The organism is Rathayibacter sp. AY1H3 (genome assembly GCF_002932015.1).
The window spans coordinates 319,103-345,221 of sequence record NZ_PSUU01000001.1 but is presented as its reverse complement, the minus strand read 5'-3'; the positions used below and the strand labels follow the sequence as shown (position 1 = coordinate 345,221).

The window sequence follows — 26,119 nt, the reverse complement described above, 5'->3', positions numbered from 1 at the left end:
CGCCGTCAGTTCGCGCCGACGGTGACGACCGGGGCTCCGGTCGAGGTGTCGTCGGCCGGCATCTCGGCGGCCAGGCGGTTGGCCTCCTCGATGAGGGTCTGGACGATCTCGGCCTCGGGGACGGTCTTGATGACCTCGCCCTTGACGAAGATCTGGCCCTTGCCGTTGCCGGAGGCGACGCCCAGGTCGGCCTCGCGGGCCTCGCCGGGTCCGTTGACGACGCAGCCCATGACGGCGACGCGCAACGGGACGCTCATGCCCTCGAGGCCGGCGGTGACGTCGTTGGCGAGCGTGTAGACGTCGACCTGTGCGCGGCCGCAGCTGGGGCAGGAGACGATCTCGAGCTTGCGCTCGCGGAGGTTCAGCGACTGGAGGATCTGCAGGCCGACCTTGACCTCCTGCGCGGGCGGGGCCGAGAGGGACACGCGGATGGTGTCGCCGATGCCCTCGCCGAGGAGGATGCCGAAGGCGGTGGCGGACTTGATGGTCCCCTGGAACTCGGGGCCGGCCTCGGTGACGCCGAGGTGGAGGGGCCAGTCGCCGCGCTCGGCGAGCTGGCGGTAGGCCTTCACCATGACTACGAAGTAGTTGTGCTTGACCGAGATCTTGAAGTCGTGGAAGTCGTGCTCCTCGAAGAGGCTGGCCTCCCAGACGTCGCTCTCGACGAGGGCCTCGGGGGTGGGCTTGCCGTACTTCTGCAGGATGCTCGGCTCGAGCGAGCCGGCGTTGACGCCGATGCGGATCGACACGCCGGCGGCCTTCGCGGCGGCGGCGATCTTGCCGACCTGGTCGTCGAACTTGCGGATGTTGCCGGGGTTCACGCGGACCGCGGCGCAGCCGGCGTCGATCGCGGCGTAGACGTAGTTGGGCTGGAAGTGGATGTCGGCGATGACCGGGATCTGGCTCTTCTTGGCGATGATCGGCAGCGCCTCCGCGTCGTCGCGGCTCGGCACCGCGACGCGGACGATGTCGCAGCCGGACGCGGTGAGCTCGGCGATCTGCTGGAGGGTCGCGTTGATGTTCGTCGTCGGTGTGGTGCACATCGACTGGACGCTGACCTGCGCGTCACCGCCCACGAGCACCTTGCCCACCTTGATCTGGCGGGACTTGCGGCGGGGGGCGAGGGTCATGGGGACCTTGGGAAGACCCAGATTCACTGCTGGCACGCGCCCCATCGTACGCGCGCCGCGGGACCCCTCGTCCGCTCGCCGCACCTTCCCAGCCGCCGCCCCTCCTGCGCGCCTCGGAACCCGTCCACCGCACCTGCTCTCAGCCCGAGACCGCACGACGATCCGCGGTCGCCTCGCTCCCGAGCCGAACCGCCGATCCCGTCCGAGCGATTAACCGCAGACGCTGCCAGCCCGCTCCCTTCACAGAGCGGACCGCGCCACGCCGGTCAGCGACCGCCCTGCCACCCTCGAGGCGAACGGTGAATCGCGTCCCAGCGATTCGCCCCAGCCGTTCGCACCCCGCTCCACCCACGCCCCACCCCGAGAAGCCGACCGCGCCACGCCGGGCGAGGCCCGGCGTGGAATCCAACTCAGAACAGCGTGATCGGCTTGACGATGTCGGCGTAGATGAGGAGGGCGCTCATGCCGCCGAGGACGAGGACGACGACGTAGGTGAGCGGGAGCAGGCGGGCGATGTCGACGGGGCCGGGGTCGCGACGTCCGAAGAGCTTGGCGATCCGGCGGCGCAGGCCCTCCCAGAGGGCGCCGGCGATGTGGCCGCCGTCCATGGGGAGCAGCGGCACCAGGTTGAAGACGAGGAGGGCGACGTTGAGCGAGGCGAGGACGCCGACCATCGTCTGCACCTTGGACACGACGGGGAGCTGGTCGGAGGCGGCGATCTCGCCCGCGATCCGGCCCACTCCGACGACGCTGATCGGGCCGTTGGCGTCGCGCGCCTCCGAGCCGAACGCCGCCTGGGCGACGTCGATGAGGCGCTGCGGCAGGTTGAGGATCACATGGGCGACGCTGGTGATGTTCGACCAGACCGTCTCGGGCACCGCGGTGACCGGCTGCTGCGCGAGGGCCGACGTGGGCGAGATGCCGATGAAGCCGACCGTCTGCGTCTCGATCGCACCGGAGGCGTCGGTGACGGGGGCGCCGTTCGCGTCGGTCACCGCGACCTCGTTCTCGGCCGGGGTGATCGTGAGGGTCAGCGGGGCGCCGTCGCGCTGGACGGACACGCTGAGCGGGACGCCCGCGGAGCGCTGGATGATCGGGGTCAGGTCGTTCCAGGTGCTCACCGGAGTGCCGTCGATCGCCGTGATCGTGTCGCCCGGCAGCAGGCCGGCCGCGGCTCCGGGTGCCAGCGGGTCGTCGGCGGTGCAGGTCGCGGTCGCGCGCTGCGACTCCGGGACCACGCACTGCGAGACCGCGGCGAGGGTGCTGGTGCTCTGCGGGATCCCGATGCCGCAGAGGAGGACGGTGAAGAGGACCGTGGCGATCACGAGGTTCATGAAGGGGCCGCCGGCCATGACGATCACGCGCTTCCACACGGGGAGCCGGTAGAACGCGCGATGGTCCTCGCCGTCGCCGATCGTCTCGGCGCTGGCGGCACGGGCCTCGTCGATCATCGTGGCGTAGGCGCCGCGCCGGGGCTCCTCGAGCTGGGCCTCGGAGGACGCCAGGCCGTTGAAGAAGCCTGTGCTCGACTCCGTGGGCCGGTCCCCCGGGTGCTTCGGCGGGTACATGCCGATCATGGCGATGTAGCCGCCGAGCGGGATCGCCTTGACGCCGTACTCCGTCTCGCCGCGGCGCCGGGAGAAGAGGGTCGGCCCGAACCCGATCATGTACTGCGTGACCTTGACCCCGAACAGCTTGGCGGGGAGCAGGTGCCCGACCTCGTGCAGGGCGATGGAGAGGGCGACGCCGACGGCGATGATGACGACGCCGAGGACGAAGAGCAGCACGGATTCCACCGACACACTGTAGGCCGGGCCCGCCCGTCCACGCTGGGGTGCGCCTGCACGGATCCGATGAACTCCGCGGCCGAGCGGATCAGCGGCGCGACGTCCGCCGACACGGATCCGCGGAGAAGGAGCCCGTTCGGATGACCCCTGGTCAGACTCCGGCGATCCGCTCGTCCGCCGTGCGGCGCGCCCACTCCTCCGCCGCGGCCAGCGACTCGCGGGTCAGCGTGCCGTCGACGCTGTGCGCGTCGACCACCGCCTCCACCGTCTCGAGGATGTCGAGGTAGCCGATCCGCCCCGCGTGGAACGCCTGCACGGCCTGCTCGTTCGCCGCGTTGAACACGGCCGGGTAGGAGGCGCCCGCCTCCCCGACGCGCTTCGCGAGCCGGACCGAGGGGAACGCCTCCTCGTCCAGCGGCTCGAACGTCCAGGAGTGGGAGCGGGTCCAGTCGAGCGGGACGCCGACCCCGGCGACGCGGTGCGGCCAGTCGAGGCCGAGCGAGATCGGGAGCCGCATGTCCGGCGGCGAGGCCTGGGCGATCGTCGAGCCGTCGACGTACTCGACCATCGAGTGGATCACCGACTGCGGGTGCACGGTGACGTCGATCCGGTTGTAGGGGACGTCGAAGAGCAGGTGCGCCTCGATCACCTCGAGCCCCTTGTTGACCAGGGTGGAGGAGTTGGTCGTGACGACCAGGCCCATGTCCCAGGTCGGATGTGCGAGCGCCTGCGCCGGGGTGACGTCGCGGAGGGAGGCGCGGTCGCGTCCCCGGAACGGCCCGCCGGACGCGGTCAGCACCAGGCGGCGGACCTCGCGGTGCTCGCCCGCGAGGAGGGCCTGGGCGATCGCGGAGTGCTCGGAGTCGACCGGCACGATCTGGCCGGGACCGGCGAGCGAGGTGACGAGCTCGCCGCCGACGATCAGCGACTCCTTGTTGGCGAGAGCGAGCGTCCTGCCCTCCTCGAGCGCCGCGAGCGTCGGGCCGAGCCCCACCGAGCCGGTGATCCCGTTCAGCACGACGTCCGCGTCGACCGAGCGGATCAGCTGCTCGGCCTCCTCCGCACCGAACGCCGTGTGCTCGACGCCGAACGCGGACGCCTGCTCGGCGACCGCCGCCCGGTTCGAGCCGGCGGCGAGGCCGACGACCTCGAACCGCTCGCGGTTCGCGCCGATGACGTCGAGAGCCTGCGTGCCGATGGACCCGGTCGAGCCGAGGATGATGACCCTGCGCATCCGCCCATCCTGGCACGGAGCACCCAGCGCCTCCCGGTCAGCTGATGGCGAGGATGTCGACCACGAAGACGAGGGTGTCGGTCCCGCTGATCCCCGCGTTCTGGTTGCCCTGGTCGCCGTAGCCCTTCGACGGCGGGATGGTGACCAGCACCTGCGAGCCGACGGTCTGGCCGACCACGGCCTCCTTGAAGCCCTCGATCACGTCGCCGGTGCCGAAGGCGGCGGGAGCGGGCTTCCCCCAGCTCTGGTCGAACACCTCGCCGGTGCCCCAGACCACGCCCTGGTACTGCACGATCAGCTGGTCGCCGTCGGCCACGGTCGCGCCGCTCCCCTTCTTGAGGACGGCGAGCTGCAGGTCGGCGGGCGGGTCGGTCGAGGGGACGGTGACGGTGGGCGCCCCGTCCTCGGCGAGCGCCACCGTCGGCAGGACGTCGACCGGGGGCTGCGGCTCGCCGTCGGCGGCGGTCGGCACGATCTGCTCGACGTCGATCACCATGACGATCGAGTCGGTCGCGGCGATGCCGAACTGGCTCTGCCCGGCGTCGCCGAACGCGTCGGCCGGGGGAACGACGGCGACGACGCGCGAGCCGACGGTCGCGCAGTTGACGGCCTTCACGAGACCGGCGAGGTACTGGTCGGTGTCGACCTCGAAGGCCGCGCGGCCACCGGACGCGTAGCTGCTCGCCGAGAACTCGGCACCGCTCGTCCCGTTGTAGAGCGTGTAGTCGACCAGCACGGTGTCGCCCTCGGCGACCTCCTCGCCGGTGCCCTCGATCGCGACGGAGCGCTCGGTGGCGTCCACGCTGACCGGGCTGGGGAACACGGTGACCGGCTTGGTGGCGAAGTCGCCGCTGGTCTGCACTGCGGCGGTCGCCTCGCCCTCGGTCGCGCAGCCGAGCGGGGTGGCGGAGGCGGACGGCGCTGCATCCGGCTCCCCGGGGGTGCAGGCCGCCAGGCTCAGGGAGGCGCCGAGGACGGCGAGGATCGCGAGGGTTCTGCGCACAGGGGCACCTTTCGTGACCGGCGGCGGCCGGTGGACGTTCGGGGATCGCCTCCATCCTGCACGGCGCGCCTCGCAACGCGCTGGGTGCGGGTCCTCGAACGGTCCCAGGCCTACCATCGGGGCATGCGTGAATTCTCGGTCCCCCAGTCCCGAGAGCTCGTCACCGAGCTCCCCGGCCCGCGCTCCGTCGCCCTCCAGGAGCGCCGCGTCGCCAGCGTCTCCCGCGGCGCCGGGACGCTCGCGAACATCTACATGGACCACGCGTCGGGCGCGGTCCTGGTCGACGTCGACGGCAACCGCCTGATCGACCTCGGCTGCGGCATCGGAGTGACCACCATCGGCCACGCGCACCCCGCGGTCGCCGCGGCGGCCGCCGCGCAGGCCGAGAAGCTGACGCACACCCTCTTCACCGTCACTCCGTACGAGAACTACGTCCGGGTCGCCGAGAAGCTCGCCGAGATCACCCCCGGGGACTTCGAGAAGCACTCGATCCTGGTCAACTCCGGCGCGGAGGCGGTCGAGAACGCCGTCAAGATCGCGCGGAAGTTCACCGGCCGCCGCGCCATCGCGACGCTCGACCACGCCTTCCACGGCCGCACAAACCTCACGATGGCGATGACCTACCGCCCCTGGCCGGAGCGCGCGGGCATGGGCCCCTTCCCGGGAGAGATCTACAGCCTCCCGATCAGCTACCCGTTCCGCGACCCCGAGGGCATGACGGGCGAGGAGGCGGCCGAGCGCACCATCGACTACATCACCACCCACATCGGCGCGCAGGAGCTGGCCGCGCTCTTCGTCGAGCCGATCCAGGGCGACGGCGGCATCATCATCCCGGCGCCGGGCTACTTCCGCCGCCTGTCCGAGTTCTGCACCGAGAACGGCATCGTCTTCGTCGCGGACGAGATCCAGGCCGGCATCGCCCGCACCGGCACCTGGTACTCCATCGAGCACCACGGCGTGGTCCCGGACCTCATCACGACGGCCAAGGGCATCGCCGGCGGCTTCCCGCTCGCCGCCGTCACCGGCCGCGCCGAGATCATGGACGCCGTGCAGCCCGGCGGCATCGGCGGCACGTTCGGCGGCAACCCCGTCTCCACCGCCGCGGCGCTCGCGACGTTCGAGGCGATCGAGTCCGAGGGCCTGCTGGAGGAGGCGCAGCGGGTCGAGCGCCTGCTGCAGGCGCGGATCGGCGACTGGGCCGAGCGCTTCGCGGTCGTGGGCGAGGTCCGCGGCAAGGGCGCGATGTGGGGCGTCGAGCTCGTCCACCCGGGCACGAAGAAGCAGTACCCGGAGGCGCTCACGGCGATCCTGAAGCACGCCACCACGAACGGCGTGATCGTCCTCGACGCGGGCAGCTGGGACAGCGTGCTGCGGATCATGCCGAGCGTGGTCATCAGCGAGGAGCTCATCGACGACGCCGCGACGGTCATCGAGGAGGCGCTCGCCCAGTTCGGCTGATCCGCCGCATGACCGGAGCGGCATGGACGCCCCGGTAGCTTCGTCGGAATGCGGATCGACGACGACCACGAGAGGCCGACTCCCCCGGGGATCGGCCTCTCGGCGCGTCTGGCGCGCCTGTCCATCGGCGGCGTCGGCCGGCTGGTCTACCGGCCGATCGTGGAGGGGCGCGACAACGTCCCGGCCGAGGGACGCGTGATCCTGGCGGCCAACCACCTCTCGTTCATCGACTCCCCGGTGCTGACGCTGCTCGCCCCGCGGCCGGTGCAGTTCCTGGCCAAGTCGGACTACTTCACGGGGACCGGCGTGCGGGGCGCCCTCTCTCGCGCCTTCTTCACGAGCGTCGGAGCCGTCGCGGTCGAGCGCGGCGCCGGCCAGGCCGCTCAGGAGGCGCTGGACCTCGGCCGGGCGATCCTCGAGCGGGACGAGGCGTTCGCCGTCTACCCCGAGGGCACCCGCTCCCGCGACGGGCGCCTCTACAAGGGCCGCACCGGAGTGGCATGGCTCGCCCTCACCACGGGCGCGCCGGTGGTCCCCGTCGGCATGATCGGCACGCAGGAGCTCCAGCCGGTGGGCACGAGGGTGCCGCGCCTGCACCGGATCACGGTCCGCTTCGGGGCTCCGCTGGACCTCTCGCGGCACGGCTCCGCCGACTCCGGCCGCGCCCGACGCCACGCCACCGACGAGGTGATGGCGGCCGTCCACGCGCTCTCCGGGCAGGAGCTCGCCGGTGCGTACAACGAGTCGCCGCCGACGACCACGGTCGAGCGCATCCGCCGGGCGCTCCCGCACGAGCGCCGCTGAGCCTCAGCGCGCGGACGCCTCCGGCTCGCGGGCGACGGAGAAGTTCACCGAGTTGGCGATGAAGCAGAGCCGGGAGGCCTCGGCGTGCAGCGTCTGGGCGATCGCCACCATCGACTCCTCGGCGACAGTGACGCGGGGCCGGAGGGTCACCGAGGTGAAGCGGCCGCTCTCCCCCTCCTGCAGCATCGAGCCCACCGCGTCGTCCGTGTAGCCGGTGACGACGACTCCGTTCTTGACCGCCACGTGCAGGTAGGAGAGGAGGTGGCACTGCGCGAGCGCCGCGAGGAGCAGCTGCTCCGGGTTCCAGCGGTCGGCGTCGCCCCGGAAGGGCGTGTCGGCCGAGGCGAGGATGGGCGCCGGGCCCTCCGCCGTGACGGTCAGCTGGCGCCCGTACTCGCGATAGCCGCTCGTGCCGGTGCCCCGGTCGCCCTCCCAGACGACGGACACCGCGTACTCGTGCTCGGACTTCATCGGGCTCCTCCTCGACGGCGGTGGATCAGGCCGGTCGCGCCGGTCTGGACCTCTGGACGCGGAACCCCCGCGGGTAGACTCCGAGGACCATGACAGACACGCTCGCCCCCCAGGTTCCCACGTCCGCAGTCCCCCAGGAGCGGCGCGTCGCGACCGAGATCCCCGGGCCGCGATCCCGGGCCCTGCACGAGCGCCGCCTCGCCGTCGTGCCCACCGGCGTCGGCACCGCGCTCCCCGTCTACATCGACCGCGCGCACGGCGCGATCCTGGTCGACGTCGACGGCAACAGCTTCATCGACCTCGGCGCCGGCATCGGCGTGACGACGATCGGGCACACCGACGACTCCGTCGTCGCGGCCGCCGCGGAGCAGCTCGCGCGCCTCACGCACACCCTCTTCACCGTCACTCCGTACGAGCCCTACATCCGCGTCGCGGAGCTGCTGGCCCAGCACACCCCCGGCGACTTCGCCAAGAAGACCGTCCTGGTCAACTCCGGTGCCGAGGCGGTCGAGAACGCCGTCAAGATCGCGCGCAAGCACACCGGCCGCCCCGGCGTCGCGGTGCTCGACCACGCGTACCACGGACGCACGAACCTCACGATGGCCATGAACTTCAAGGCGCTGCCCTACGGCCTGGGCTTCGGACCCTTCGCCAGCGACGTCCACCGTGCGCCGAGCTCGTACCCGTACCACGACGGCCTGTCGGGAGCCGAGGCCGCCCAGCGCGCGATCTCGTACCTCGAGAAGACCGTCGGCGCGTCCGCCCTGGCCTGCCTCGTCGCCGAGCCCATCCAGGGCGAGGGCGGCTTCATGGTCCCCGCCGACGGCTTCCTCCCGGCACTGCAGGAGTGGTGCACGGCCAACGGCATCGTCTTCGTCGCCGACGAGATCCAGTCGGGCATGGCCCGCACCGGCGCCTGGTTCGCCAGCGAGCACCTCGGCCTCGTCCCCGACCTCGTCCTCTCGGCCAAGGGCATCGCCGGCGGCCTGCCGCTCGCGGGCGTGACGGGCCGCGCCGAGATCATGGACTCGGCGCAGGCCGGCGGACTGGGCGGCACCTTCGGCGGGAACCCCGTCGCCGCCGCCGCCGCCGTCGCGGTCTTCGAGCGCATCGAGCGCGAGGGCCTCCTCGCCGAGGCCGATCGGATCGGCGCACGCCTGGGCGCGGCGCTTCGAGGCCTGCAGGAGCGCTACGACATCATCGGCGACGTCCGCGGCATCGGCGCGATGATGGCGATGGAGCTCGTGCAGCCCGGCACCGCCGGCGCCACGAAGGAGCCGGACGCCGTCGCGGTCCAGGCGATCATCGACTACGGCGCCCAGCACGGGGTCCTGGTGCTGAGCGCGGGCACCTAGGGCAAGGTGGTCCGCTTCCTGCCGAGCCTCGCCCTCACCGACGAGCTGCTCGACGACGCCGTGTCGGTCATCGCCGACGCGTTCGCCACCCTCTAGGCGCGATCCTCCGAAGGCCACCGCGGGCGCCGAGGCGCTCCCCGGTGGCCTTCGGCGTCTCGGGGAGCGCGGGACCGGTCCACGCATCGGGCAGGATGGGGGGATGCCAGCAGGAACCTTCACCGTCGCCGAGTCCGTCGAGCTGGCCGTCGTCGAGCGATCCGGGTTCGTCGAGTCGCGCCACGCCGGCTCCGCCGTCCTCCTCGACTCCGAGGGCCGCGTCGCCCGCAGCCTCGGCACCCCGACGGCTCCCGTCTTCCCCCGCTCCTGCCTCAAGCCGTTCCAGGCCCTCGCGGTGATGACCGCCGGAGTCGAGCTGAACGGCGCGGAGGCGGTCATCGCCACCGCGAGCCACGCCGGCATCCCCCAGCACGTGGCGCTGGTGCAGAACCTGCTCTTCCGCGCCGGCCTGGACCACACCGCCCTGCAGTGCCCGGCCGACTGGCCCGGCGACTCCGGGACCCGCGCTCAGCTGCTGCGGGCGGGCGCGACTCCGGACCCGCTCTACATGAACTGCTCGGGCAAGCACGCGGCGATGCTGCTGGCCTGCGTGCAGAACGGCTGGAGCACCGAGGACTACCTCGAGCGGACGCACCCGCTGCAGCAGCACATCGTCGACACGATCGAGCGCCTCACCGGCGAGCGCGTCGTGGCCTCGGGGATCGACGGCTGCGGAGCTCCCGTGCACGCCCTTCCTCTGACCGCGCTGGCGAAGGGCGTCTCACGGATCGTGTCCTCCTCCCCCGCCTCACCGTTCGGCCTCTACCGCCAGGCCGGCGTCCTCACGGCCGCGATCCTCGAGAACGCGTGGGCGATCGACGGCCCGGGCCGGGACAACACCGTCGTGATCGAGCGCCTGGGCCTGGTCGCCAAGCTCGGCGCCGAGGGCGTGCTCGTGATGGCCTCGCCCGACGGCACCACCGTCGCCCTGAAGATCCTCGACGGGAGCCTGCGCGCCGCGACCGTGGTCGCGCTGAAGCTCCTGGTCGAGGCGGACGCGGTGGACCGGACCGCGGCGAACGACGTGCTGGTGCGGCTGAACCCGGTCGTGTCGGGCGGCGGGCGCCCGGTCGGCGCGATCCGCGCCTCCTACGTCTGACCGCACGTCCCGGCACGCCCTGAGCTACTGCTCGCGCGCGAGGCGCTTCGCCCGGGCCGCCGCGGAGACCTGCGTGATCACCACCACGAGGATCGCCAGGACGAACACCGCCGATGCGATGACGTTCGCCTCCGCCGGGATGCCGCGCGCCGCCGCGATGTAGATGAACTTCGGGAACGTGGTGACCGATCCGGAGTTGAAGTTCGTGATGATGAAGTCGTCGAAGCTCAGCGCGAACGAGAGCAGCGCCGCGGCGAGGATGCCGGGCAGCAGCAGCGGGAAGGTGATCCGCCAGAAGACCTGGTTCGGCGACGCGTAGAGGTCGCGTCCCGCCTCCTCCAGCTTCGGGTCCAGGCTCGCCACCCGCGCCTTCACGGTGACCACGACGAAGCTGATGCAGAACATCGTGTGCGCCAGCACGATCGTGACCAGCCCCTTCTCGGCGCCCACGCTGAGGAACTGCGCGGCGAGGCCGGCTCCGAGCACCACCTCCGGAGTCGCCATGGGGAGGAACAGCAGCAGGCTGATCGCCGACCGGAACCGGAAGCGGAACCGCACGAGCGCGATGGCGATCATGGTGCCGAGCGCAGTGGCCAGCACGGTGGCGATCACACCGACCAGCAGGCTGTTCCCGAAGGCGGTCATCACCTCTTCACTGGTCCAGGCCGACACCCACTTGTCGAGGGTGAACCCGCGCCAGGCGAGGTTGCTCTTCCCCGAGTCGTTGAAGGAGAAGACGAAGGTGTACCCGATAGGGATGAGCAGGAAGAGCAGCGCCAGCGCCGTGTAGACGCCGAGCCCGAGGCCCCGGAAGCGGCGGCGGCCCCGGATCGGGGCGGGGGGCGGCGCGCCGAGCGCCTCCTGGGCGCTCGCGAGCGGACGGTCGGCCGTCGCGGTCACAGGAGGTCCTCCGTTCCACTGCGCTTCACGTAGAAGCCGACGATGACCAGGATCACGGCCATCAGCACGATCGAGAGCGCGGCGGCCGCCGGGTAGTTCTCGAGCGTGAGGAAGTTCGCCTCGATCGCGTTGCCCACCATCGAGGTCTGCGACGAGCCGAGGAAGTCCCGGCTCGCGTTGATGTAGTCGCCCGCCGCGGGGATGAACGTCAGCAGCGTGCCGGAGACGATGCCCGGCATCGACAGGGGGACGGTCACGCTCCAGAACACGGAGGCGGGGTGCGCGTAGAGATCCGACCCTGCCTCCAGGAAGCGTACGTCGAGGCGCTCGAGCGTCGTGTACAGCGGCAGCGTCATGAACGGGATGAAGTTGTAGGTGATGCCGAAGATCACGGCGATCGGCGTCCCCGTGAGGTGGCCGTCGCTCGGCAGGACCGCCACGGCCTTGAGCGCCTGCACGAGCGGGCTCTCGTCCGCGAGGATCTGCTTCCACGCCAGCGTCCGGAGCAGGAAGCTGATGAAGAAGGGCGCGATCACCAGCGTGAGGAGCAGGTTCTGCAGCAGCGGCCAGGGCCGCGCCTTCACTCCGATGAAGTAGGCCAGCGGGTAGCTGATCACCAGCGCGAGCACCGTCGCGATCAGCGCGTAGCCGAAGGAGCGGAGCACGTGCGGCCAGTAGTCGCCCATCACCACGAGGTAGTTCTGCCAGGCGAACCCGGGGGCGTACTCGCCGATGTCCCCGTCCGGCACCTCGGCCTGGAAGGACGTGAGCACGAGCGAGATCAGCGGCGCCAGGAAGAACAGCAGCATGTAGGCGATGCCCGGCAGCAGCAGGACGAGCGCGACCGTCGACCGCCGGCGGACCGGAGCGTCCTGAGGACCCGGCTGCCCCGCGGCGAAGGCGGCGAAGGCCATGCCTACGCTCCCCCGCTGCGGCCGGCGAGGAGCCCCCGGCGCTGCACGGCGATGGCGCTGGTGGAGTCGTCCGCCTCGAAGCGCGGGACCGAGCCCGGTTCGTCCGCGAGTCCGAAGCCGTGCTCGGTGCTGAAGCCGACCCACACCTCCGCTCCCTCGCCGACGACCGGCCCGAAGACCATGTTCTGCGCGAAGACGGCCACCGGGCCCAGGCCCGGCATCCGGATCGTGTACTGGGTGCTGACCCCGCTGAAGGAGACGTCGACCACTCGGCCGGGCCCGAGCACGTTCCGGCCGGAGTCCGCCGGCGGCTCCTGCGTCAGCAGCAGGAGCTTCTCGGGGCGGACGCCGACCGTGATCTCCCCGCTCGTGCGGGCGCAGCGGGCGACGGGCACGACGATCCGGTGCCCGCCCGCGTCGACGGTGAGTGCGCGGTCGGTGCTGCCGACCACCTCGCCCGTGAAGAGGTTGGACTGGCCGAGGAAGTTCGCGACGAACGCGGTGCGCGGGAGCTCGTAGAGCTCCTCCGGCGCGCCCATCTGCTCGATCCTGCCCTTGTTCATCACCGCGACGGTGTCGGCCATCGTCATGGCCTCCTCCTGGTCGTGCGTGACGTGGAGGAAGGTGAGGCCCACCTCCTCCTGGATCGACTTGAGCTCCAGCTGCATCTGCCGGCGGAGCTTGAGGTCGAGGGCGCCGAGCGGCTCGTCGAGGAGGAGCAGGGCGGGCCGGTTGACGAGGGCGCGCGCGAGGGCGACCCGCTGCTGCTGACCACCGGAGAGCTGCGCGGGGCGGCGCTGGGCGAGGTGGTCGAGCTCGACCAGGCGGAGCGCCTCGTGCGCCTTGCCGACGGGGTCGGCGATCCTCCGCCGCTTCAGGCCGAAGGCGACGTTCTCGAGGATCGACATGTGCGGGAACAGCGCGTACGACTGGAACACGGTGTTGACGGGCCGCTGGTACGTCTTCGTCTCGGTGACGTCCCGCCCGCCGATGAGGATCCGGCCGGCGGAGGGCTCCTCGAGCCCGGCGACCAGGCGCAGCGTCGTCGTCTTGCCGCAGCCCGAGGGGCCCAGCAGGGCGAAGAAGGAGCCCGCCGGGATGGTGAGGTCCAGGGAGTCGATGGCCGTGAAGCCCGGGTACTGCTTGCTGATCCCGACCAGCTGGAGGTCGGCGCCGCTCTCGGCGAAGGTCCCGATCGCCATCAGATGCCCAGGAGCACCTTCTGGAACTCGGCCTGGTACTCCTTCTCCTCCGCGGCGGTCAGGGTCCGGAACACGTGCGCCTGCGCGAGCGTGTCCTCGTCGGGGAAGATCAGCTGGTTCTCGGCCAGCTCCGGATCGATGCTCTCCATGACGTCCTTCGCTCCATCCACGGGGGTGATGTAGTTGACCCAGGCGGCCACCTCGGCGGCGACCTCCGGCTCGTAGTAGTAGTTCATCAGGGCTTCGGCGTTGGCCTTGCGCTCGGAGCCCATCGGGACCACGAAGGTGTCGTTCCAGAGTGCGCCGCCCGAGTCGGGGAAGGCGAACTCCCACTTGTCGCCGGCCTCGGCGTTGATCAGGGTGATGTCGCCGGACCAGCAGATCGCCGCGAGGGTGTCCTCGTTCTGCAGGTCGTTGAGGTACGCGTTCCCCTTGATGTTGCGGATCTGTCCGGCGTCGACCTGCTCGCGGAAGACGTCGATCGCGTTCATGTACTCGTCGTCGCCCCAGGAGCCGGCGATGTCCGTCCCCTGAGCGAGCATGATGAGCCCGATCGTGTCGCGCATCTCGCTCAGCACGCCGACGCGGCCGCGGAGCGACGGATCCCACAGCTCCTCGATGCTCGAGAGGCCCTTCGGCAGCTTCTCCCTGTTCCAGCAGATGCCCGAGAACCCCGCCTGGTACGGGAGGGAGAGCCGGCGGCCCGGATCGAAGTCGGGGTTCGCCAGCGAGGGGGTGAGGTTGGCGATGTTCGGGATGTTCGCGTGGTCGAGCTCCTGCACGTAGCCGCGGCGGACCAGGCGCGAGACCATCCACTCCGTCAGGCAGACCGTGTCGGCGCCGATGTACTGCCCGAGCGCGAGCTGATCCTTCACCTTGCCGTAGTACGAGTTGTTGTCGTCGACGGCGACGTTGTAGGTCACCGCGATGCCCGTCTGCTCCTCGAAGCCCTGGAGGGTGGGGTGGTTCCCGTCGTCGTCCTCGTCCATGTAGGCGGGCCAGTTGTCCCACACCAGGCGCGGGTCGCCGGCCGATCCGTCGGCGGCGGCGGTCGGAGCGGCACGGGTCTGCGGGGGGCAGGAGGCCAGGGCGAGGGTACCGGCTCCGAGGACGATCCCGCCGAGGACCGCCCGACGCGAGAGGACCGCCCGGCGCTCGCGCTCGTGCGAGCGTGCCGCGGCGACGGCCCGGCGGAGGACGGGATCCCTCGGGAGGGGACGGGTCATGGCGGGGGCTCCTGACTGCGTCGGGGCTCGTGCCTCGAGGGCCGAACGTGGGGAAATACTGGCACAGCGCTCATCCGCCTGTCACGGCGAACGGAGGAGAACGCTCATCCGGAAACATGATCGTCACGAATTCCGCACCCGGAGGCCGTGTCGACCGCCGATTCGGTCCCCGGAGGCCGTGCCGTCAGCGGGTGAGGGGCGGGCGTCCCGAGCCGCCGGCGGACCCGTCGACGCGCTCGACCGCCATCTCGACCGAGGAGAGCAGGATCCGGCTGCCGAGCTTCGCGCGGTAGCGGCGGCCGGCCTCGAGCGGGAGCGGCGCCTGGGTCGGCGCGACCAGCACGGACCCGTTGGCCGACCAGCGGTCCCTGACCCAGAGCCCGCCCTCGTCGAAGCCGAACTCGAGGTGGGTCTTGGAGAGGGATCGCGACGGATCCGGGATCGCGAGGATGTGCCGGAACGTCTCGTTGGGGTCCGGGAGCGGCTGGCGTCCGATCAGGCCGTTGCCGGTCACGATCGCGTGCTGCCCGGTCGCGAAGCTGAGGCGCACGAGCCCCTGCGAGGGCGGCGCCATCGGTGCGCCGGGGGCGGGACGCCGGTGCCGGCCGGGGGCCAGGCCCGGCAGCCAGGCACGGCGGGACGGGTCGAGGACCGTCGTGTCGCCGGAGGACGAGGGGCGGGACGCACCCGTCGTGGCATGCGCCGCCACCGACGAACCGCACTCGCCGCAGAGGATCGCCCCGGGAGCGAGGTTGGAGCCACACTTGCTGCAGATCACCGAGAACGCCCTTCCGCTCACCATCGTACCCAGCGCCGGCGCGGGGAGCCTCGAGCCGGCCGAACCCGACGCGAACCGGCAGGCGCAGGACCGTCGTACGGCCGTTCGGCGCGTGCGGGCGGTCCGGCGGCACCGCGACCGCGGCCGTCCCGTGCCGGAGCTCTGCTCGTCAGACCGGTGCGCCGGCCTCCTCGTCGCCGGTGACCGCGAGGACGTCGACGACGATCACGGTGACGTTGTCGCGCCCGCCGTTGTCCAGCGCGGCGTCGACCAGGGCGTCGGCCGCCTCCTGAGCGGAGCCGGTGCCGCTGAGCAGGTGGCCGACGCCGGCATCGGTCAGCTCCTTCGTGAGTCCGTCCGAGCAGATCAGCAGACGCGATCCGGCGAGGACGGGCACGAGCCGGTAGTCGGGGACGGGCGCCTCGTGGAAGCCGACCGCGCGGGTGATCACGTTGCTGTGCGGATGCACGTCGGCCTCGTCGCGGGAGATCAGGCCCGCGTCGACCAGCTCCTGGACGATGGAGTGGTCCACGGTGAGCTGCACGAGGGTCCCGGCGACGCTCAGGTACACGCGCGAGTCGCCGATGTTGAAGACGGACCAGTAGGGCTCTCCCCCGACCACCGTGAGCGCGATCCCGGTGACCGTGGTCCCGGTGCCGACGTCGGCCGTGTGCGACTGCCGGGCGATGTCCCCTACCGCCTCCCGAAGCGCCCGGTCGATCTCCTCCGCTCCGACGGTCGCGCCGAGCGCCGCGGTGGACAGGCGCGACACGACCGCGTCGCTGGCGACCTCTCCTGCCGCGTGCCCGCCCATCCCGTCGGCGACAGCGAAGAGGGGGCGCTTGGCGAGGTAGCTGTCCTCGTTCGCGCTGCGCACGTGGCCGGTCTCGGTGCGCGCGGCCCAGCCGAGGGTCACTTCGGCCGAGGGCGCGTCGGAGCTCCAGGCGGAGACGGGGACGGTGACGGACGCGCGGCTGCGGCCGATCTGCGTCATCGCTGCTCCTCGCATCCCCGTGGCCCGCGGCCGTCCGGTCCGACGGCCCGTGACCGCCGGCTCCAGGGGTGCCCTGCCGCCTCCCGATGGTAGTCGCTGACGGCCCTCCGCCGAGCCGGCCGCCATCGCTGTCGCCCGATGTCCGTCGCGCAGACGGGACCACGCTCCGACCACCGGATCCGATGCCGGAGCGAGCTCCGACGTGCGGATCCACTTGCCCGGGCCCCCGTGGACTGCCAGAATCGCCGCATGGCCCCGTCTCGCCCACCCTCTCAGCGTCCTGTCCAGCTCGACGAGGTGTCGAAGGCGATCATCGAGCAGCTGCAGGCCGACGGTCGGCGCTCGTACGCCGAGATCGGCAAGGCCGTGGGCCTGAGCGAGGCGGCCGTCCGGCAGCGGGTGCAGAAGCTCACGGAGTCGGGCGTCATGCAGATCGTCGCGGTGACGGATCCGATGCAGCTCGGCTTCTACCGCCAGGCGATGATCGGTGTGCGCGTCACCGGCGACACCCGCGACGTCGCGGACCGGCTCGCCTCCATCCCCGCCGTCGACTACGTCGTGCTGACAGCCGGCTCCTTCGACATCCTCGCCGAGGTCGTGTGCGAGAACGACGACGATCTGATCGCCCTGCTCAACCAGGAGATCCGGTCGCTTCCCGGCGTGCTCTCGACCGAGACCTTCGTCTATCTGAAGCTCCACAAGCAGTTCTACAACTGGGGAACGCGGTAAAAGATGACCACCGAGACAGCCTTCTCGACCTCCGGCCTCGAGTCGGGCGATCCCGTCCGCGGGACCGACGCGCCAGGGGGGATCGACGACGCCTCCCTGCAGAAGAAGGCGAAGGACCACCTCTGGATGCACTTCACCCGTCAGTCGACGATGGACTCCGGCGCGGGCGTGCCGATCATCACGCGCGGCGAGGGACACCACATCTGGGACAGCACCGGGCGCAAGTACTTCGACGGCCTGTCCGGCCTCTTCGTCGTCAATGCGGGACACGGGCGGCGCCGACTGGCGGAGGCCGCGGCGAAGCAGGCGTCCGAGCTCTCCTTCTTCCCGCTCTGGTCCTACGCGACCCCCTCGGCGATCGAGCTGGCCGACCGGCTCGCCGACCACGCGCCGGGCGACCTCAACCGGGTCTTCTTCTCGACCGGCGGCGGCGAGGCTGTGGAGACGGCTTTCAAGCTCGCCAAGCACTACTGGAAGCTGCAGGGCAAGCCGGGCAAGCACAAGGTCGTCTCGCGCTCGGTCGCGTATCACGGCACTCCCCAGGGAGCGCTCGCGATCACGGGCATCCCCGGGATGAAGTCGATGTTCGAACCGCTGGTGCCGGGCGGCTTCCGTGTCCCCAACACCAACTTCTACCGGGCTCCCGAGCACGGCGACGACCTCGAGGCGTTCGGCCTGTGGGCGGCGAACCGCATCGAGGAGATGATCGAGTTCGAGGGGCCGGACACGGTGGCCGCCGTGTTCCTGGAACCCGTGCAGAACTCGGGCGGCTGCTTCCCGCCCCCTCCCGGGTACTTCCAGAGGGTCCGCGAGATCTGCGACAAGCACGACGTGCTGCTGGTGTCCGATGAGGTGATCTGCGCGTTCGGCCGTATCGGGCACATGTTCGCCTGCGACGAGTACGGCTACGTGCCGGACATGATCACCTGCGCGAAGGGGATGACCAGCGGCTACTCCCCCATCGGCGCGACGATCGTCAGCGATCGGATCTACGAGCCCTTCCGCCACGGTCAGGTCGTCTTCCCGCACGGCTACACCTTCGGCGGCCACCCCGTCTCGGCCGCGGTCGCGCTCGAGAACCTCGACATATTCGAGGAGGAGGGCCTGAACGAGCGCGTGCGCGAGAACTCGCCCGTCTTCCGGTCCACGCTCGAGAAGCTGCTCGACCTGCCGATCGTCGGCGACGTCCGGGGCGACGGCTACTTCTTCGGCATCGAGCTGGTGAAGGACAAGGCGACGAAGGAGACGTTCGACGAGGACGAGTCGGAGCGGCTGCTGCGCGGATTCCTCTCGAAGGGGCTCTTCGACGCGGGGCTGTACTGCCGGGCGGACGACCGAGGCGATCCCGTCGTGCAGCTCGCACCGCCGCTCACCATCGGCCCGCGCGAGTTCGACGAGATCGAGCAGATCCTCCGGAGCGTTCTCACCGAGGCCTGGTCGCGGCTCTAGCGACCTCACGCGGCGCGCTCCCGCCGATCGGCGGCGAGTGCGGCCGCGACCCGGCGCGCACCTGCGTGGTGCGGATCGAGAGCGACGGCCTCGTCGGCGAGCCGTCCGGCCTCGTCGGCACGGCCCTCACCGGCCAGGATCCGCGCGAGGAGGACGAGCACTCCGGCTCGCTCGCTCGCGGGTGCGACGACGGCGGCACGGCGGAGCAGCGGGGCGAGCGCTCCCGCCGCGCAGGGGTCACCGCTCCGCGCCGACCGCAGCACGCGGTCCGCACCGCGGCTGCGCTGCACGGCCACGACGAGCGCAGCCAGGCCCGCAGGCCGGACCTCGGGATCGGGACCGGTGAGAGCTCGCCGGACGAGGTCGTCGACGCCGTGCAACAGCACGTCGGGCAGTTCGGCCCGCGGGTGGCGGTCGAGGAGACGGTCGACCGCGGCGGCCACCGCTCGCGGGTCGTCCCGGTCGCCGGCCTCGAGCCCGTCGTCGCGGCCGGACGACGGGAGCACGGCGACGCGGAGGGCGAGGCCGGGGAGCCGGCGCGCACGCTCCTCGAGGGCGGCGACGAGTCCCTCGCACGACTCCGGACCCGCCTCGCCGGGATGCACCAGCGCGAGTGCTCGCTGCACCCGCCCGAACCGGCCGAGCGCACCGAGGCTGGCCCGCGCGATCAGGGACGGATCCGCCCCCGACAGCTCGAAGCGGAGCGAGCCGCTCGGCGCGCCGGCCCGGAACGGGACGAGCACGAGGCTCGCCTCGGCCGCACACCGCCGGGACCCGTGAGCGGCGTGGAACAGGGCGGCGTCGTCGGGTGAGGCCGGGACACGCGAGGCGGGAGCGGGGCGGAGGAGGAGCGCTGAGGAGGTCATGCTGCGATCCTGCCGACCCTCGCACCCGCCGGGAGCGACGGCCCTCGGGATCATCGGAAGGATCTCGAGATCGCCGCCTGTGGAGGGAGAGGTCCCATCGACACCGAATCGCCGGCGCACGGATGGCGCCCTCCGGCCCCCAGGAATCCCTCCACAGGGACCGATCGGCCGAGTTCTGCACCGGTGTCCGATTCCCGCCGGTCGGTGGGGAGTCCCGCGGATACTCTCGACGCATGAGAACGACTCCCCTTCACGTCCGACGGACGACGAGCCCCCTCGGCCGCATCGAAGTGGGCAGCGACGGCGATGCGATCGTCTCGCTCGCCATCGAGCAGGCCGGTCTGCTCCCGCACGAGCACCTCCCGGAGTCGGACCTCCCGGTGCTCCTGCGGGCCGTCGAGCAGCTGGACGAGTACTTCGACGGGACCCGCCGCTCTTTCGATCTGCCGGTCGCTCTGCGCGGCACGCCCTTCCAGCTCGAGATCTGGCAGCGGCTCCAGGCTCTGGGCTTCGGGGAGATCACCTCCTACGGCGCACTGGGCACGGCCGCCGGTCGCCCCCGGGCGGGCCGGCCGATCGGCGGAGCGGTAGGTGCGAACCCGGTGCCGATCATCGTGGGCTGCCACCGCGTCCTCGCGAGCGACGGACGGATCACCGGCTTCAGCGCGGGCGAGGGCGTCGCCACGAAAGCCTGGCTTCTCGATCACGAGGGGATCCCCCACCGATGAGCACGGCCGACGGACTCGTCGAGGGAGAGGACGGCCTGGTCCGCTGCGCCTGGAGCGGCGCGGATCCGGAGTACCGCCGCTACCACGACGAGGAATGGGGCACCCCGCTGCACGGAGATCGCCCGCTGTTCGAGAAGATCTCCCTCGAGGCGTTCCAGTCCGGCCTCTCCTGGATCACGATCCTCCGCAAGCGGCCGAGGTTCCGCGAGGCCTTCGACGGCTTCGATCCGGCCCGCGTCGCCCGGTACGACGACACCGATGTCGAGCGGCTGATGGAGGACAGCGGCATCATCCGGAACCGCGCGAAGATCATCGCCACCCGGGACAACGCCCGGGCCGTGCTCGCGCTCCTGGAGCAGAGAGGCGAGGGCGCGCTCGACGAGCTCGTGTGGTCCTTCCACGATCCGGACGTCGAGGACCGGGTGGTCCGAGCCGCCGACGTCCCTGCGACGACGCCCGGGTCGACGGCGCTCGCGCGAGCGCTGAAGGCCGCTGGGCTCCGCTTCGTCGGACCGACCACCGCGTACGCGCTGATGCAGTCGGCCGGAGTCGTCGACGACCACCTCACCGGCTGCTGGCGCCGACGCTGACGCCTACGACTCCGGCACGACGAGGTCGAGCTCTCCCGTGTGCCGGTTCTCGGCGAGCAGGAACCCGCGCCCGGCCGCCCACGCCGAGAGCTCGCCGAGCGACTCCGTCGCCACCCGGTCCTCCGCCAGCGCCCTGACGAAGCGTCCCTTGCCCTGCTTGTTGAAGTGGTTCAGCGACCGGAGTGCGCCGTCGGCCCCGCGCGAGCGGACGCGGACGAAGAACCGCCCCTCGCCCGCGGGAACCGGTCCGAGCGCCGCGTACGCCTCGCTCCGCAGATCGAGGACGAGCCCGTCGAGCGCGCTCAGCACCCGCCCGGCCTCCGCTGCCCACCAGCGCTTGAGCGACCTCCCCGGGACGCGGGAGTCGTGGGACAGACGGTATGCAGGGATCAGGTCGAGGGCGCGGATCGGCCCCCAGAGCGCGGACTGCACGATCGCCGTCCGACCGAGCACCTCCCGTGCACCGGGATCGAGCCTGCGCGCGTCGAGCGCATCGAAGAGCACCCCGTCGAAGCGGTCGACCGCGGGGAGGCCTGCCGCGGTCGCGAGCGCCGCGTTGCGATCGATCTCGCCGAGCTGACGCGGACCGAGCTTCAGCGCCCGGGCCGAGAGCTCGCGGTCCCCGGCCAGCGCGATCAGCGCCTCCGCCAGCTCGCGCCGCTTCGCGTGGAGCTCGGGGAAGGCGAGCGACTCGAGCACGAACGGCTCGTCGCCGCCGTCGCGCTTCGTCTCGGACGGTGGCAGCAGGACGTGCACAGGACTCCTTCGGAGAAGAGGGACGGGCGGCACGACGAAGGGGCCGGACGATCGCGATGATCGTCCGGCCCCTCCGTGCCGCGGTGAGCGGCGGTGTACTAGACCAGCGATGCCTGACGGGCGACCACGGTCACCACGTCGTTCTCGACGGACAGGAAGCCGTCGTCGGCCTGCGCGGTGAGACGCGTGCCGTCCAGGGCCGTGACGCGCACCTCGCCGGTGGCGAGGATCGCGAGCATCGGCTCGTGGCCGGCGAGGATGCCGATCTCGCCCTCGACCGTGCGAGCCGTGAGCTGCTTCGCCTCTCCGGACCACACCTCGGCGTTCGCGGACACGACGCTGACCTTCAGGGTCCCGGCCATGATCAGCCGTTCTCCTTCTGGATCTGGGTCCACTTCTCCTCGACGTCCGAGATCGAGCCGACGTTGAAGAACGCCTGCTCGGCCACGTGGTCGAACTCGCCCTTGGTGATCGCGTCGAACGACTCGATCGTGTCCTTCAGCGGGACGGTCGATCCCTCGACACCGGTGAACTTCTTCGCCATGTAGGTGTTCTGCGAGAGGAACTGCTGGATCCGGCGCGCACGCGACACCGTGATCTTGTCCTCCTCCGACAGCTCGTCGACACCGAGGATCGCGATGATCTCCTGCAGCTCCTTGTTCTTCTGCAGGATCTGCTTCACGTTCGTCGCCACGCGGTAGTGGTCGGCGCCCAGGTAGCGGGGGTCGAGGATTCGCGAGGTGGACGTGAGCGGGTCGACGGCCGGGTAGAGGCCCTTCGACGCGATCTCACGGGAGAGCTCGGTGGTCGCGTCGAGGTGGGCGAAGGTGGTCGCCGGCGCCGGGTCGGTGTAGTCGTCGGCGGGGACGTAGATCGCCTGCAGCGAGGTGATCGAGTGTCCGCGCGTCGAGGTGATGCGCTCCTGGAGCACACCCATCTCGTCGGCGAGGTTCGGCTGGTAGCCCACCGCGGAGGGCATGCGGCCCAGCAGGGTCGACACCTCCGAGCCGGCCTGCGTGAAGCGGAAGATGTTGTCGATGAAGAGCAGCACGTCCTGCTTCTGCACATCGCGGAAGTACTCCGCCATGGTCAGGGCCGACAGGGCGACGCGCAGACGCGTTCCCGGCGGCTCGTCCATCTGGCCGAAGACGAGAGCGGTCTTGTCGAAGACGCCCGCCTCCTCCATCTCGGCGATGAGGTCGTTGCCCTCACGGGTGCGCTCGCCGACGCCGGCGAACACGGACACTCCACCGTGGTCCTGCGCGACGCGCTGGATCATCTCCTGGATGAGGACGGTCTTGCCGACGCCCGCGCCGCCGAACAGGCCGATCTTGCCGCCCTGCACGTACGGAGTGAGCAGGTCGATGACCTTGATGCCGGTCTCGAACAGCTCGGTCTTGGACTCGAGCTGGTCGAACTGCGGGGGCTTGCGGTGGATCGGCCAGCGCTCGGTGATCTCGAACGACTCTCCGTTGATCTTCCCGTCGGCGTCGGCGTTGAGCACCTCGCCGATCACGTTGAAGACCTTGCCCTTGGTCACGTCGCCGACCGGGACCGAGATCGGCAGGCCGGTGTCGTGGACCTCCTGGCCGCGGACGAGTCCGTCGGTGGGGTTCAGGGAGATGGCCCGGACGAGGTCGTCGCCCAGGTGCTGCGCGACCTCGAAGGTCAGCTTGCTCGAGACGCCCTCGACCTCGACGTGCGTGTAGAGCGCGTTGTAGACCTCGGGGATCGCGTCGTGGGGGAACTCGATGTCAACGACGGGGCCGGTGACGCGGGCGATGCGGCCGATGGCCCCGCCCGACGTCCCGGTCGCCGCCTCAGGTGCGGTCAGTGTCATTGCTACTTCCTTCTGTGGTCTCACCGCTCCCGGAGGGCGGAGTCGAAACTGTGTGGAGCGGAGCCCTCTTACTTGGAGGAGGACAGGGCGTCGGCGCCGCCGACGATCTCGGCGATCTGCTGCGTGATCTCGGTCTGGCGGGCGTTGTTGGCGAGACGCGTGTAGGTCTTGATCAGCGTGTCCGCGTTGTCGCTCGCCGACTTCATGGCCTTCTGGCGTGCCGCGTGCTCCGAGGCCGCCGACTGCAGCATCGCGTTGAAGATGCGGCTCTCGACGTACACGGGCAGGAGGCGGTCGAGGACCGTCTCGGGGTCGGGCTCGAACTCGTAGAGCGGGTACAGCTCGCTGTTCTGCTCCTCGGCGCCCTCGACGACCTCGAGCGGCAGCAGCCGGACGACGGTCGGCTGCTGGGTGACCATGCTGACGAAGCGGTTGTAGACGAGGTGGATCTCGTCCACGCCGCCCTCCTCGTCATCGAGGTTGTACGACTCGACGACCGCGTCCGCGATCTCCTTCGCCGTCTCGAACACGGGCTGGTCGGTGCCGCCCGTCCAGACGCGGACGCTGGCCCGCTTCCGGAACGAGAAGTACGCGTTCGCCTTGCGGCCGACCAGGTAGAAGACGACCTCCTTGCCCTCGCTGCGCAGCAGCGCGGCCAGCTCCTCGGCCTCCTTGAGCACGCTCGAGGAGAACGCGCCGGCGAGGCCGCGGTCGGAGGTGAAGATCACGATCGCGGCCGTGTCCAGCTTCTCGCGCTCGGTCGTGAGCGGGTGCTCCACGTTCGAGTAGGTCGCGACAGCGGACACGGCGCGCGTGATCGCGTTCGAGTAAGGCGCCGCGGCAGCGACGCGGTTCTGCGCCTTCTGGATGCGCGAGGCCGAGATCAGCTCCATGGCCCGAGTGATCTTCTTGGTCGTCTGGGCCGAGCGGATCTTCGACCGGTAGACCCGGAGTTGCGCTCCCATGTGTCTCCTGTTGTCCTAAAAGTGGCGAATCGTCGGGGTGCCGCTGGTCAGCGACGGCCCTTGACGATCTTCTCCTGGCCGACCTCGTCGGCCGCGATGGCCTGGTGCTCCTCGCGCCCGACCGAGGCGAGCGGCTTGCCCTCACCGGTCTGGAACTCCAGCTTGAAGCCGTCGACGGCACGGTTGAGCTCGGCGACGGTGTCGTCGGAGAGCACGTTGGTGTCGCGGAGGGTGTTCAGCACCTGGGTGTTGCGGCCCAGGTAGTCCAGGAGCTCGCGCTCGAAGCGCAGCACGTCGGGGACCGGGACCTCGTCGAGCTTGCCGTTCGTTCCGGCCCAGATCGAGACGACCTGCTCCTCGACGGGGTACGGCGAGTACTGCGGCTGCTTGAGCAGCTCGGTGAGGCGGGCGCCGCGGGCGAGCTGACGGCGCGAGGCGGCGTCGAGGTCGGAGGCGAACATCGCGAAGGCCTCGAGCGAGCGGTACTGCGCCAGCTCGAGCTTCAGCGTGCCGGAGACCTTCTTGATCGACTTGACCTGCGCGTCGCCGCCGACCCGCGAGACCGAGATGCCCACGTCGACCGCGGGACGCTGGTTGGCGTTGAAGAGGTCGGACTGGAGGAAGATCTGGCCGTCGGTGATCGAGATCACGTTAGTCGGGATGTAGGCCGAGACGTCGTTCGCCTTGGTCTCGATGATCGGGAGACCGGTCATCGAGCCGGCGCCGAGCTCGTCGGACAGCTTCGCGCAGCGCTCCAGCAGACGGGAGTGCAGGTAGAAGACGTCACCCGGGTACGCCTCGCGTCCCGGCGGGCGGCGCAGGAGGAGCGACACGGCGCGGTAGGCCTCGGCCTGCTTCGACAGGTCGTCGAAGATGATCAGGACGTGCTTGCCGCCGTACATCCAGTGCTGGCCGATGGCCGAGCCGGTGTAGGGGGCGAGGTACTTGAAGCCGGCGGGGTCGGAGGCGGGGGACGCGACGATGGTCGTGTACTCCATCGCTCCGGCGTCCTCGAGCGCGCCCTTCACCGAGGCGATGGTCGAGCCCTTCTGGCCGATGGCGACGTAGATGCAGCGGACCTGCTTGTTCGTGTCGCCCGACTCCCAGTTGGCCTTCTGGTTGATGATCGTGTCGATCGCGATGGCCGTCTTGCCGGTCTGGCGGTCGCCGATGATGAGCTGGCGCTGGCCGCGGCCGACCGGGATCATCGCGTCGATGGCCTTGATGCCGGTCTGCAGCGGCTCGTGGACCGACTTGCGCGACATGACGCCGGGAGCCTGGAGCTCGAGGGCGCGGCGGCCCTCGGAGGCGATCTCGCCGAGTCCGTCGATCGGGTTGCCGAGCGGGTCGACGACGCGGCCGAGGTAGCCGTCGCCGACGGGGACCGAGAGGACCTCGCCGGTGCGGGTGACCTCCATGCCCTCCTCGATGCCGGAGAACTCGCCGAGGACGACGACGCCGATCTCGTTCTCGTCGAGGTTCTGGGCCAGGCCCAGGACACCGTTGGAGAAGCGGATGAGCTCGTTGGCCATGACGCCGGGGAGGCCCTCGACGTGGGCGATGCCGTCGGCGGCGTCGATGACGTAGCCGACCTCGGTGGTGGAGGCCTTGCCCGGCTCGTACGACGAGACGAAGTCCTTCAGCGCGTCGCGGATCTCATCCGGGCTGATGGTGATATCTGCCATGGGAATTCCTATTCGTTGGGTCCGTGCGAGCCGAAGAGGTCGTCGGGGCCTGACCTGGAT

At 70.9% G+C, this 26,119-nt stretch carries 24 protein-coding genes and 1 pseudogene; 8 read left to right on the top strand and 17 right to left on the bottom strand.

Going from position 1 to position 26,119, the window contains the following annotated elements; genetic code table 11:
• Positions 1-5: 5 nt before the first annotated feature.
• The 4 genes from ispG to C5C33_RS01575 form a co-directional block, all read right to left on the bottom strand.
• Positions 6-1,166 carry a flavodoxin-dependent (E)-4-hydroxy-3-methylbut-2-enyl-diphosphate synthase gene (gene ispG / locus C5C33_RS01590; RefSeq protein WP_181136167.1) on the bottom strand — a complete coding sequence of 387 codons (1,161 nt, stop codon included), beginning with the start codon at positions 1,164-1,166 and terminating at the stop codon, positions 6-8.
• Positions 1,167-1,540: 374 nt separating this feature from the next.
• Positions 1,541-2,926, bottom strand: a complete 1,386-nt coding sequence (locus tag C5C33_RS01585) for an RIP metalloprotease (protein ID WP_258062217.1) — start codon at positions 2,924-2,926, stop codon at positions 1,541-1,543.
• A gap of 142 nt (positions 2,927-3,068) precedes the next feature.
• Positions 3,069-4,151, bottom strand: coding sequence for a 1-deoxy-D-xylulose-5-phosphate reductoisomerase (locus C5C33_RS01580; RefSeq protein WP_104260216.1), 1,083 nt, complete (start codon positions 4,149-4,151; stop codon positions 3,069-3,071).
• Between the two features lie 37 nt (positions 4,152-4,188).
• The gene (locus C5C33_RS01575) at positions 4,189-5,154 is read right to left on the bottom strand and encodes an FKBP-type peptidyl-prolyl cis-trans isomerase (RefSeq protein WP_181136166.1); all 966 of its coding nucleotides are present in this window, start codon (positions 5,152-5,154) and stop codon (positions 4,189-4,191) included.
• 123 nt (positions 5,155-5,277) lie between these two features.
• Here C5C33_RS01575 and C5C33_RS01570 point away from each other — a divergent pair, with 123 nt between their 5' ends.
• Positions 5,278-6,612, top strand: coding sequence for an aminotransferase class III-fold pyridoxal phosphate-dependent enzyme (locus C5C33_RS01570; RefSeq protein WP_104223043.1), 1,335 nt, complete (start codon positions 5,278-5,280; stop codon positions 6,610-6,612).
• 48 nt (positions 6,613-6,660) lie between these two features.
• Positions 6,661-7,416: a 1-acyl-sn-glycerol-3-phosphate acyltransferase gene (locus C5C33_RS01565; RefSeq protein ID WP_104223042.1), complete on the top strand. Its 756-nt coding sequence runs from the start codon at positions 6,661-6,663 to the stop codon at positions 7,414-7,416.
• 3 nt (positions 7,417-7,419) lie between these two features.
• Here C5C33_RS01565 and C5C33_RS01560 read toward each other — a convergent pair whose 3' ends face one another.
• Positions 7,420-7,887, bottom strand: a complete 468-nt coding sequence (locus C5C33_RS01560) for an OsmC family protein (RefSeq protein WP_104260095.1) — start codon at positions 7,885-7,887, stop codon at positions 7,420-7,422.
• An 89-nt stretch (positions 7,888-7,976) separates the two neighbouring features.
• On the opposite strand from C5C33_RS01560, the pseudogene gabT reads away from it, so the two are divergent.
• Positions 7,977-9,338: pseudogene (gabT, locus tag C5C33_RS01555) on the top strand (4-aminobutyrate--2-oxoglutarate transaminase).
• A 103-nt stretch (positions 9,339-9,441) separates the two neighbouring features.
• Positions 9,442-10,437 (top strand): asparaginase, encoded by a 996-nt coding sequence (locus C5C33_RS01550; RefSeq protein ID WP_104223039.1) that lies wholly within the window; start codon positions 9,442-9,444, stop codon positions 10,435-10,437.
• Positions 10,438-10,461: 24 nt separating this feature from the next.
• Here the strand turns inward: C5C33_RS01550 and C5C33_RS01545 are convergent, their stop codons facing one another.
• From C5C33_RS01545 to C5C33_RS01520, 6 genes are all read right to left on the bottom strand, one after another.
• The gene (locus C5C33_RS01545) at positions 10,462-11,268 is read right to left on the bottom strand and encodes an ABC transporter permease (protein WP_181136168.1); all 807 of its coding nucleotides are present in this window, start codon (positions 11,266-11,268) and stop codon (positions 10,462-10,464) included.
• A 65-nt stretch (positions 11,269-11,333) separates the two neighbouring features.
• A complete protein-coding gene (locus C5C33_RS01540; RefSeq protein WP_104260214.1) occupies positions 11,334-12,251 on the bottom strand; it encodes an ABC transporter permease in 918 nt (305 codons plus the stop codon).
• Positions 12,252-12,253: 2 nt separating this feature from the next.
• Positions 12,254-13,453: an ABC transporter ATP-binding protein gene (locus C5C33_RS01535; RefSeq protein WP_104260213.1), complete on the bottom strand. Its 1,200-nt coding sequence runs from the start codon at positions 13,451-13,453 to the stop codon at positions 12,254-12,256.
• Positions 13,453-14,679: a PotD/PotF family extracellular solute-binding protein gene (locus tag C5C33_RS01530; protein WP_104260212.1), complete on the bottom strand. Its 1,227-nt coding sequence runs from the start codon at positions 14,677-14,679 to the stop codon at positions 13,453-13,455. Before C5C33_RS01530 ends, C5C33_RS01535 begins: the two co-directional genes overlap by 1 nt.
• A gap of 184 nt (positions 14,680-14,863) precedes the next feature.
• Positions 14,864-15,457, bottom strand: coding sequence for a hypothetical protein (locus tag C5C33_RS01525; protein WP_146085722.1), 594 nt, complete (start codon positions 15,455-15,457; stop codon positions 14,864-14,866).
• A 169-nt stretch (positions 15,458-15,626) separates the two neighbouring features.
• The gene (locus tag C5C33_RS01520; RefSeq protein ID WP_104260211.1) at positions 15,627-16,451 is read right to left on the bottom strand and encodes a PP2C family serine/threonine-protein phosphatase; all 825 of its coding nucleotides are present in this window, start codon (positions 16,449-16,451) and stop codon (positions 15,627-15,629) included.
• A 249-nt stretch (positions 16,452-16,700) separates the two neighbouring features.
• Between C5C33_RS01520 and C5C33_RS01515 the strand changes: the two genes are divergently transcribed.
• On the top strand, positions 16,701-17,180 hold the full coding sequence (locus tag C5C33_RS01515) for an Lrp/AsnC family transcriptional regulator (protein WP_104223032.1): 480 nt from the start codon (positions 16,701-16,703) through the stop codon (positions 17,178-17,180).
• 3 nt (positions 17,181-17,183) lie between these two features.
• The gene (locus C5C33_RS01510) at positions 17,184-18,629 is read left to right on the top strand and encodes an aspartate aminotransferase family protein (protein WP_104223031.1); all 1,446 of its coding nucleotides are present in this window, start codon (positions 17,184-17,186) and stop codon (positions 18,627-18,629) included.
• Between the two features lie 5 nt (positions 18,630-18,634).
• Here C5C33_RS01510 and C5C33_RS01505 read toward each other — a convergent pair whose 3' ends face one another.
• Positions 18,635-19,495, bottom strand: coding sequence for a hypothetical protein (locus C5C33_RS01505; protein ID WP_104260100.1), 861 nt, complete (start codon positions 19,493-19,495; stop codon positions 18,635-18,637).
• Between the two features lie 233 nt (positions 19,496-19,728).
• Between C5C33_RS01505 and C5C33_RS01500 the strand changes: the two genes are divergently transcribed.
• A complete protein-coding gene (locus C5C33_RS01500) occupies positions 19,729-20,223 on the top strand; it encodes a methylated-DNA--[protein]-cysteine S-methyltransferase (RefSeq protein WP_104223029.1) in 495 nt (164 codons plus the stop codon).
• A complete protein-coding gene (locus tag C5C33_RS01495) occupies positions 20,220-20,813 on the top strand; it encodes a DNA-3-methyladenine glycosylase I (protein WP_104260210.1) in 594 nt (197 codons plus the stop codon). Before C5C33_RS01500 ends, C5C33_RS01495 begins: the two co-directional genes overlap by 4 nt.
• A gap of 3 nt (positions 20,814-20,816) precedes the next feature.
• Here the strand turns inward: C5C33_RS01495 and C5C33_RS01490 are convergent, their stop codons facing one another.
• The 5 genes from C5C33_RS01490 to atpA form a co-directional block, all read right to left on the bottom strand.
• Positions 20,817-21,569, bottom strand: a complete 753-nt coding sequence (locus C5C33_RS01490) for a YaaA family protein (RefSeq protein ID WP_104260101.1) — start codon at positions 21,567-21,569, stop codon at positions 20,817-20,819.
• 98 nt (positions 21,570-21,667) lie between these two features.
• A complete protein-coding gene (locus tag C5C33_RS01485) occupies positions 21,668-21,931 on the bottom strand; it encodes a F0F1 ATP synthase subunit epsilon (protein WP_104223026.1) in 264 nt (87 codons plus the stop codon).
• 2 nt (positions 21,932-21,933) lie between these two features.
• Positions 21,934-23,409 (bottom strand): F0F1 ATP synthase subunit beta, encoded by a 1,476-nt coding sequence (gene atpD / locus C5C33_RS01480; protein WP_104223025.1) that lies wholly within the window; start codon positions 23,407-23,409, stop codon positions 21,934-21,936.
• Between the two features lie 68 nt (positions 23,410-23,477).
• Positions 23,478-24,374, bottom strand: a complete 897-nt coding sequence (locus tag C5C33_RS01475) for a F0F1 ATP synthase subunit gamma (protein WP_104223024.1) — start codon at positions 24,372-24,374, stop codon at positions 23,478-23,480.
• 47 nt (positions 24,375-24,421) lie between these two features.
• Positions 24,422-26,059, bottom strand: coding sequence for a F0F1 ATP synthase subunit alpha (gene atpA / locus C5C33_RS01470; RefSeq protein WP_104223023.1), 1,638 nt, complete (start codon positions 26,057-26,059; stop codon positions 24,422-24,424).
• Positions 26,060-26,119: the final 60 nt, after the last annotated feature.

Excerpts from the sequence above, each read along its gene's own strand:
- C5C33_RS01550 (WP_104223039.1), top strand. The coding sequence starts at position 9,442 with ATGCCAGCAGGAACCTTCACCGTCGCCGAGTCCGTCGAGCTGGCCGTC.
- C5C33_RS01505 (WP_104260100.1), bottom strand. The coding sequence starts at position 19,495 with ATGACCTCCTCAGCGCTCCTCCTCCGCCCCGCTCCCGCCTCGCGTGTC.
- C5C33_RS01475 (WP_104223024.1), bottom strand. The coding sequence starts at position 24,374 with ATGGGAGCGCAACTCCGGGTCTACCGGTCGAAGATCCGCTCGGCCCAG.
- C5C33_RS01485 (WP_104223026.1), bottom strand. The coding sequence starts at position 21,931 with ATGGCCGGGACCCTGAAGGTCAGCGTCGTGTCCGCGAACGCCGAGGTG.
- C5C33_RS01560 (WP_104260095.1), bottom strand. The coding sequence starts at position 7,887 with ATGAAGTCCGAGCACGAGTACGCGGTGTCCGTCGTCTGGGAGGGCGAC.
- atpD (WP_104223025.1), bottom strand. The coding sequence starts at position 23,409 with ATGACACTGACCGCACCTGAGGCGGCGACCGGGACGTCGGGCGGGGCC.
- C5C33_RS01570 (WP_104223043.1), top strand. The coding sequence starts at position 5,278 with ATGCGTGAATTCTCGGTCCCCCAGTCCCGAGAGCTCGTCACCGAGCTC.
- C5C33_RS01495 (WP_104260210.1), top strand. The coding sequence starts at position 20,220 with ATGAGCACGGCCGACGGACTCGTCGAGGGAGAGGACGGCCTGGTCCGC.
- C5C33_RS01565 (WP_104223042.1), top strand. The coding sequence starts at position 6,661 with ATGCGGATCGACGACGACCACGAGAGGCCGACTCCCCCGGGGATCGGC.
- C5C33_RS01510 (WP_104223031.1), top strand. The coding sequence starts at position 17,184 with ATGACCACCGAGACAGCCTTCTCGACCTCCGGCCTCGAGTCGGGCGAT.
- C5C33_RS01530 (WP_104260212.1), bottom strand. The coding sequence starts at position 14,679 with ATGACCCGTCCCCTCCCGAGGGATCCCGTCCTCCGCCGGGCCGTCGCC.
- C5C33_RS01520 (WP_104260211.1), bottom strand. The coding sequence starts at position 16,451 with ATGACGCAGATCGGCCGCAGCCGCGCGTCCGTCACCGTCCCCGTCTCC.
- C5C33_RS01515 (WP_104223032.1), top strand. The coding sequence starts at position 16,701 with ATGGCCCCGTCTCGCCCACCCTCTCAGCGTCCTGTCCAGCTCGACGAG.
- C5C33_RS01535 (WP_104260213.1), bottom strand. The coding sequence starts at position 13,453 with ATGGCGATCGGGACCTTCGCCGAGAGCGGCGCCGACCTCCAGCTGGTC.
- atpA (WP_104223023.1), bottom strand. The coding sequence starts at position 26,059 with ATGGCAGATATCACCATCAGCCCGGATGAGATCCGCGACGCGCTGAAG.
- C5C33_RS01500 (WP_104223029.1), top strand. The coding sequence starts at position 19,729 with ATGAGAACGACTCCCCTTCACGTCCGACGGACGACGAGCCCCCTCGGC.
- C5C33_RS01580 (WP_104260216.1), bottom strand. The coding sequence starts at position 4,151 with ATGCGCAGGGTCATCATCCTCGGCTCGACCGGGTCCATCGGCACGCAG.
- C5C33_RS01540 (WP_104260214.1), bottom strand. The coding sequence starts at position 12,251 with ATGGCCTTCGCCGCCTTCGCCGCGGGGCAGCCGGGTCCTCAGGACGCT.